At 28.9% G+C, this 8,804-nt stretch carries 5 protein-coding genes; all 5 read left to right on the forward strand.

The window, feature by feature from the left end:
• The coding region (locus SOY52_RS07420; RefSeq protein ID WP_320848328.1) for a transposase at positions 1 to 1,099 on the forward strand (1,099 nt) is incomplete at its 5' end.
• Positions 1,100 to 1,363: 264 nt separating this feature from the next.
• Entirely contained in the window at positions 1,364 to 2,407 is a 1,044-nt protein-coding gene (locus SOY52_RS07425; RefSeq protein ID WP_320848329.1) for a hypothetical protein, read from the forward strand.
• Positions 2,407 to 5,322 carry a hypothetical protein gene (locus SOY52_RS07430; protein WP_320848330.1) on the forward strand — a complete coding sequence of 972 codons (2,916 nt, stop codon included), beginning with the start codon at positions 2,407 to 2,409 and terminating at the stop codon, positions 5,320 to 5,322. Before SOY52_RS07425 ends, SOY52_RS07430 begins: the two co-directional genes overlap by 1 nt.
• A 28-nt stretch (positions 5,323 to 5,350) precedes the next feature.
• Positions 5,351 to 7,309, forward strand: coding sequence for a hypothetical protein (locus SOY52_RS07435; RefSeq protein ID WP_320848331.1), 1,959 nt, complete (start codon positions 5,351 to 5,353; stop codon positions 7,307 to 7,309).
• Positions 7,306 to 8,804: hypothetical protein (locus SOY52_RS07440; protein ID WP_320848332.1), on the forward strand; the 1,499-nt coding region annotated here is incomplete at its 3' end. The genes SOY52_RS07435 and SOY52_RS07440, both read left to right, overlap by 4 nt.

The following is an 8,804-nucleotide window of genomic DNA, read 5'->3' on the forward strand; positions in this document are numbered from 1 at the left end:
TGCCGAAAATGATAGTGATTCAAGATTAATGAAAAACCACTATGGTGGATATAATCCTTCTTTTAATGTTCAAACAGCAGTAGATAGTGAAAGTCACATGATAGAAAATGTGGAAGTAACAAACCATTGTACAGACCATGGGTTAATAGAGCAAACAGCTCTTGGATGTGGTAAAAAAGATGGAGAAATAGTAGAAATCGTTGCAGATAATGGTTATGAACAACCTGACGATATGGCAGCATGTTTAGAAAATGGAATAAAGCCAAATGTATTTCTTTCAAAAGTTGAAAATGAAGAAGGCTATAAAGTACACAAGAAGGAAATAGAATTAAGCTTTGACTATGAAGAAAAAGAAATAAGTGAAGAAGAAAAAGCTTCTACTAAAAGCGAAGATATAAAGAAATGCTTACATGCTGGAGTTGTTCCAAATTGTTATAAAAACTGTCTTGAAGTTGAAAAAGATGAAGAAGGAAATGCAAAAGTAAAGACTTCAAAAATCTTTGATGTTAGTAAAGAAGATCCAATGGGGATTGATAATTTAACAGATGAGGAAAAGATAGATTTAGCAATTACAGGTTATTTTGTTAGAGATATAAAAGCCGATAGAGTATATTGTCCAGCTGGTAGAATACTAAGACGCAAATCAGTAAAAGCTAAAGGTAGTATAAGGTATGCAAATAAACTTGCATGTTCTAAATGCCCTTTTAAAGAACAGTGCTTTAAAGAGTCTAAGACAACTAGATGGAAAGAAATAGATTTTACTAAAGAAAGTAGAATAAAGAAGGCAAACTTTAGAACTGATGGAAAAGATGAAGAAATAGCTGAGATTCCAAAAGCTGTGATAACCAAAAAACAAGTTGGAGTTGAAAAGAAAGTAGTTTTTAGGTTTAAACCAGATAGAGATAAATTAGATAACCGCAAATGTCTTTCTGAACATCCATTTGGAACTATAAAAAGATATATGAATGGTGACCATTTTCTATTAAAAGGCAAAATAAAAGTAAAAGCAGAGATATGTCTTACTGCTCTTGGTTATAACTTTAAAAGATTAATTTCGATATTTTCAACAAAAACTCTAATGACCGCATTAGGTAAATAATGGGGAAATAGTGGTAAAACCACAAGTTTTTGTAAATAATACTTTTTAGGCTTGAATATAAGGCCTCTTTTTTTTACCCCAATAAAATATATATTTGTAAAAAGGTGCTCTCAAAAGCCCTCTATGATGCTCTGGTGAGCAATTATAACACTAAAAATTGGTTATAAAATGGACTTTTAGGACGGTCTGGGGGGGGTATTAGGTGTAGTTATTAGGTATATCTACTATTTTCCAAGGTCCAGTTATTGTAAATGGAGGGATTGCATGAGTGGATTCAAAAAGAAAATAATAATATCCATTGTATTTTTTGTTTTCTTATTATTTTCAATATCTGCTAAAACATATTATATAAATTGGAATGTTGGTGAATATTTCAATAATTCAAACTATGTAAGATATAAGATTAATGATAGTAATTGGAATTATATAGAAAATAAGAGCGAAAATCTCTCTTCTATTGTTTACAAAAAGAATAACACAATTTACTTTGAAATATCCGATGATAATGAAAATTGGAATGAAAGTATTGAAGCAAGTTTAATCGTTATCGATAATGATAATAAAGACAACTATTACGTTTCGTGGGAATGGAATCCTGTTCCAGCTGCAAAATCTGTGAGATATAGTATCGATGGAGGGGATTGGCAACATATTGGAACAAGTACAAGCAATTATAAAGAGGGTGTAGTATTAGATACATTAAAAGTCTTTGCTATTCAGTCTTCAAGTGATTCTATCAGTTGGTTTGATAAAGTTGAAAATGGTATAATTGTTGCATTTGAAAAAGAAATCATTAATCCAAGAAAAACACAAATTTCTGTCATGGGTTCCGCTGTATATGAAAATGTGTATATGGTGGAAACAAAGAGTATTATTAGTTCACCTCTTGGATATGGAGTTAGGTTATCATTCTTTTTACCAGTAAAAAAGGCTAATGGCTTTTCTTTTGATAACAATATTTCAAAATATAATTTAGGTAACCATAATTATTTACAATATGATCCTGAAATAAAATATAGATTCGGAATTTATGATGAAAAAGGTATAGCACCATATCTAATGATAGGTGGTGGTGCTAGCTTAGTATTTAGAGAAAATAAAACTTATGTATATCCAGTGATTAGTTCTGATTTGGGTTTTGATTTTTGGTTTAATAAACAAATTTCATTAACCATAAATATGCATGCTTCTGCTTCTATTCAAAGAGATAAATATTTTAATCCAGACAAATTTATTGATTCCATTAGTTTAAATACTTCTGGTTCAATAGGGCTTTCTTATGCCTTTTGCTCAAAAGGGGATAGATAATGAAAAAAATATTATTCAAAGCAATAACTATTATTGTTTTAGTATTGATAATATCTTGTAATGGGGAAAATGCTTTCCGTCAAGAAGATGCCATATGTTATGTTGGAAGTAGATACTTTGCAACAATTCAAGATGGAATAAATTATATTTCATCTTCATCCCGTGAAATTTCTTCCGATAGAACTATCACATTATTAAAAGATGTTGTTGCTGATAAAATACAAAAAAAACAAAGGACATCTATTTTAATTCCTACAAGTTTTAAAGGAAATCTTATTATTGACTTAGCAGGCTATGTCTATGAATTTGATAACAATAATAATGTAACTATATTGGGAAGTGATGAAGTAAAGATTCAGAATGGTACTTTAAAAATAAATAATTCTGAGTTAGATAAGTCTGTTTTTGTTTTAAATAATACATCTTTAGTATTATCAGACTTAATGGTTGAAGATTTAAGAGAGAACCCAAAAGCTGTCGAGGTAGGGAATAATTCAACTCTATTAATTGAGGGAAGTAATATAAATAAATCATCTATTTCAGGTGTCTTTTCATTTGGTTCTGAATCTAAAATGGATGTAAAAGGTGGAACGGTAAAGTTCTTAGATATTATTGAACCAGAAAAAGCTAATGCAAATATTAATTTATATAGTGGATTAATATATAACACTCATAAAGTTTTTGATCGGGTTACTTCTGCAATAAAAGGAACAATTGATAGGAATATTGTTCATACACCTTTGAATAAAATTGATGCAAAAAAAGCTACCTGCTTGGATGATGGAAACTTAGAATATTATATTTGTAGCGATTGTAATAGTTATTTTTTGGATAAAGAATGCACAAAGCCTACAACTAAAAGTGATGTAATAATAAATAAGTTAGGCCATAGAGATGGAATAATATATGTTCCAGTGAAAGAACCTACATGCACAGAGGACGGCTCTATTGCGCATTATATATGTAAGTATTGCAATAACATATATGGTACATCTGATGGTTCTTCAAGTATATCAAATATTAAAGTACAAAAAACAGGTCATAAACCAAAATATTATTCAGAAACAGAGTCAACTTGTTCATCTCATGGATATGAATCTTATTATCTATGTTTAAACTGTAAATTGTATTTTTCAGATGAAAAGTGTGAAAATAATATTATAGAACCAGTACAAAAGCCTTTTAATGATGTCCATAATTATGGAAATTGGATTAAAAATGAAAATGGACATGAAGGAAAATGCCTAGATTGTAATAAGAAATATGGATTAGAGCAACATAATTTTGGGGATTGGCAACTCGGCACTGATAATAAATACTATCACGTATGTTCAGTATGTGAGTATGAAGAAGTAACAGAAGGTTGTGTATGGAAGGAATCTCCAAAACATGATTCAACTTGTACAGAAGATGGTAATAAAGCTTTTTCATATTGTGAAGTACATAAAGAATTCTTTACTCCAGATCATTTAACAAAAATTGATGACGTTACTACTTTAGTTATCGAAAAAAAAGGACATGATTTATCTGTTATTAAAAAAGACGAAGATAATCACTGGTTAAAGTGTTCTCGTTGTGATTTTGAAGATGAGCATTTGCCTCATGTAATGAATATTATGATTAATAATGGAGCTAAAGGCCATAATAAAGGATGCTCATGTGGTTATAAATCCGATGAGATTGTTAATCATGAACTTTCAAATTGGCAAATTGTTGAAGGAGAAGAAAGAAAAGCTGAAAGAGTTTGTTTAGATAACTGTGGTTATACTGTTAATAATGCTGAAGGCAAATTCACAAATATCAAAAAAGAAGAGGGCTCTTGCACTACTCCATCAAATGATGAATATTGGATTTGTGAAGGAGAGGATTATAAATTCTATTTTAATTCAGATTTTAGTAAAATTCTTTTAGCTCCTCCACTAATCGAAAGTACTGGACATAAGTTTAGTGATTGGCAATATGATGAAAGTGATCATTACCGACAATGTAGCAAATGTAATCAAGAAGAAAGAATTGGGCATTCATTAAGTGTTTGGAAATATCTAGATTATTTAGTTGCCGGAAAAAAATGTGACTATTGTGATTATTCAATTGATAATGAAGAATGGTCAAATCAGCAAATATCTAATGATATAGAAGCAACTTGTTATTCTGAAGGATTAAAAAAATGTTGGAAATCTACAGATGGTAATACAACTTTATATTTTGCCTTTGATGGAAAATCTTTATTGGATGAAAAGGATGTAATAATTCCTATATTAAATCACGAAATTATTGAAGAAAAAGAAAAAGCATTTAGTTGTAATGAAGATGGCTATAAAGCTCATTATGAATGTATAAATTGTAACAAGCTTTTTTCTGATTTATTAGGAAAAGAGGAAATATCTAAAGAATCCATAATTATTCCTAAAGCTCATAAATTTGATTCCAACTCATATTATTCAGATGAGAGTGGTCATAGTAAAAAGTGCATAGTATGTTCTTATTATGATTCTAATTTAAGTGTCCATAACTTTGGATCTTGGAATATTGTAGATGGTAATGCAGAGCAGTACTGCAAAATATGTAGTTATAAAAGAAGTACTAAAGATTTAGAACCATTAGTACAAACACCTGTAGCAGCTTCTTGTACTCAAAATGGATCTACAGGATATAAGTATTATAGTAAATTTGGTCTTTATATTTCATTGGATGAAAATCCTTCTATTGTGGACTATGAGGATACTGTGATTTTGAAAACTGGTCACAATATTCCTAATGATATTTGGAAACGATCAGAAAATTACCATTGGCATGAATGCACTAATAATTGTGGAGAAATGAGAAATCATGGAAAGCATGTATTTGAGGATGAGACTGACTTAGAGGGTAAGGCTTATAAGATATGTACTGATTGTGGTTTTTCTAAATATTAATAAATGATATTAAATGGGAGGAATAATAATGAAAAAGATTCATTTGGTTGTATTTGCTATTCTTGCATTTACACTTCTTTTTACAGGTTGTCCTGGTCCAAATGACACGGAATTACCAACTGGAAAAGTTGAAGTAAAATTATCAGATGATGTAGCAAAGTTGCTGGCAGATGATGAAAAAATTGCAGTAGAAATTTATTTAGCTGCAAAAGAAGATTTAGTTGTACGTAATGTTGAGCTATCAAAAGCTCAAAGCTCATTTACTTTTAATTTAACCCCAGGTGATTATAAAGTAAAAGTTACTAAAACAAGAGGATTCCTTGTTGATGTAAATATTAGTGAATTTACTGTTGAAGTAGATAAAACCAATTCTTTAGAAGTAATAAAAAAGGAAGCTGGTATTTTAAATATTAAATTATCTGATGATAGTTTGAGTAAGTTAGAAAATGATAAATTATTGATTACTCTTAAAAAAGAATATACAACTATCAGAATCAATTATGACAAAAACAGTGAAAACATTGATTATTTCATTGAGCCTGGTGTATATTCTGTTGAAGTAAAAAGTAGTGTTGATTCACTAATTGCTAATTGTACAAATTCATCTATTACAGTAGAAAATGATAAAGTATCAGAACTTCCAATTGAATTAGTAGACGCTGGAAGAGTACAGTTTTTAGCAACATCTTTTACATTCCCAAGTATTTCTATTAAGCAAGATGATAAAGAAGTATTTGTAGTTACAACTGATGGTTCATATAATCTTCCTGTTGGAAATTATAAACTTGAAATTTGTGAAGATGAAGACGAAATGATTAAAGTTGTATCAGATAAATCAGATTTTTCTATCACTAAAGGTCAAACACAAACTATTAAATTGGATGTACAAAAGTATTCAAGTGTTCAGATTGTGGCACAAGAAGATTTAATCTCTTCATTGGGTGATCAAATTGTAAAAATAATATTTACTCCTGAAAAAGGTGAAAATATTACTTTTGATTTTAGTAAAGATTCTGAAAAAAATCTTAAGCTTAAAGAAGGTAAATATACAGTTAAGATAGAATCTCCAACAGATGGAAATGTAAAATATACCATACTTCAGTCTTCAATAAATGTAGTATATGGAGAAACTTCTTCTATAAATTTACTTTTTGAGAAATATGCAAAAGTTATTTTAAATGTAAATGATATTAGTAAGCTTGCTGATAGCAAGTTACTTCTTACAATTTCTCAGAATGATGAAAAGGTAAAAGAAATTGAAATTACTAAGGACTCTGAACTTGAGCAAATAGAGTTAAAAGTAGGAACTTACAATATTAATGTTGCTACCGAAGATGCTTATCTTGATGTTAAACTTGATAATAGTGAAATCGTGTTAGATAAAGATACTACTTTTAATATTAATGTAACTCAGCTAGGTACTGTTAAAATTACTACCACTCTTAATGGGTTATTGGGTTCTAAAACAGTTAGTTTAAAGCTTATTGATAATAACATTATTTACGATGCAATAATTTCTGAAAAGAATATGAATCCTGAATTAAAAGTACCTGTTGGAACATATATAATTGACCTTTATAACTTTGATAAAAATGAAATATCTGCTGAAGTAAATAAAACAAGTGCAGTTGTAGAATACGGAAAAACATTTGATATTACTACAACAATTTATGCTGGAAGTTTTATTGAAATAGGTATTGATAATAAAATCCCTGAGGATATTGAATGGGATATTTATAAAAAAGTAGATGAAAAAAATGCTATCACAGAATTATATGTTGATGGTATTCCTGAAGCTGCAACTGTTATTTGGTATTATACAAAAGCTACTATAAACAATGGTGAAATAAATCAATATGTAGGTCGTTCAAAAGAATGGTCTTTCTTGAACGATAAGATAGAAAATATTGAAGTAAGAGTTTACATCAATAATGTTTTAGTTGGTGCAAAAAAAGTTGATAAAAAATTATGGGGGTATGCAAAATGAAAAAAATATTAATTGTTCTATTAACTGCATTAATTTTTCTTTCAAGTTGCTCTATGAATAATGATGTGCCTACAAAAGGAGAACTAGTAATTACTGTTAATAGTTCTCTCTCAAGAAGTATAACTTCTGGCGAAAGCATCTCTGCTAAAGTTGTAAAATATAATATAAATGTTTTTAATAAGGAGTATTCTGCTCCATACATTACTGATTATATTGAGAATGGAAAAAATAATAGTAAAACTCTTCAATTAGAATCTGGCCATAACTGGGTAAGAGTTTTTGCAAAAAATGAATCAGGTGATACTATTGTTTATAAAGATAAAGAAATAGATATTAAACCAGGAAAGGTTCAAAATTTAAATTTCTCTTTTTCTGAAGAAGATATCAAGGGCTCTATTATTTTAGATTTTCAAGTACCTAATGACAAAAAATTATTTGCAAAGATCTTTAAAATCGGTGACACGAATAGTCTAAATGACATAGATGTTACTTCATCTTACAACAGTCAAAATTTTATTCAATTAGGTAGTACTGTTGCAATTCCCCAATTAGGTGGAGGTTTTTATTCTGTAAGATTATATAGTGCTGAAGACACAAATAGTTTTTTAAGTTCTATTCCTGTAAGACTTCTTGGTGATAGATCATATGTAGCAGGTACTTATGATGGTGTAAATATAGATTATAGGCCATATATTGATGTTCATTTTGATTCTTCTCAAATAGAGTCGATATCATCAATTTATTTAACAGTTGATAGCTATAGTGAAATAACAGATTGTACATTATATTATGGCGAATCTGAATCAATTGAAGGTGAAATAAATAAAGTCAATAATTCAGGGACAAACAAATCGTACAGAATTATATTTAATGGGTTTGATTCAGAGGAAAAATATAAAGAAAAAAGTATTCCAATGAAATTAACTTATACAGTTAACGATGAAAGCTATGAATATAGTTTAGGCTCTGTATATGTAAAACCTTCTGCACCATTTACTTTTAATATTTCAGAAATAGAAGCCTCTTTTGCTAAGGGGTTACCTGTTTATATTGGAGTCCAAAAAGATAATACATCATATAATTGGGTAAATTTGTTTAATTTTAGATGGTTTATTGATAATAAAGAGTATTATTTTGCTAATGCTCCTTATATTTCTATTGATACTTCAAAATTAGAAATTGGGGAACATACTTTAAAATTAGTTGCTACAAATACCAAAAATAATATTCAAAAAGAATCAACTTTAAAATTTAAACTGACAGAAGATTTAAATTTGATTAACGTTAATGTTTTTATAGATAAAGGGAAATTCAATATCAGTTCAGGCTGTGTAACACCTGTTATGGTATATCTAGTAAACCCTGATGATGAAAAATCTGCTGATTTGAAACTAGGTAGAGCTGATTATGGTATGAATGAAGGATTTGCCATCCCTGAAGGTTTTAAAAGAGATATAAATTATAAATTAAAAATAGTTCCAATTATTAATGATGA

This window comes from Bullifex sp., assembly GCF_034103065.1.
GTDB lineage: Bacteria > Spirochaetota > Spirochaetia > Sphaerochaetales > Sphaerochaetaceae > Bullifex.

Excerpts from the sequence above, each read along its gene's own strand:
- SOY52_RS07425 (WP_320848329.1), top strand. The coding sequence starts at position 1,364 with ATGAGTGGATTCAAAAAGAAAATAATAATATCCATTGTATTTTTTGTT.
- SOY52_RS07430 (WP_320848330.1), top strand. The coding sequence starts at position 2,407 with ATGAAAAAAATATTATTCAAAGCAATAACTATTATTGTTTTAGTATTG.
- SOY52_RS07435 (WP_320848331.1), top strand. The coding sequence starts at position 5,351 with ATGAAAAAGATTCATTTGGTTGTATTTGCTATTCTTGCATTTACACTT.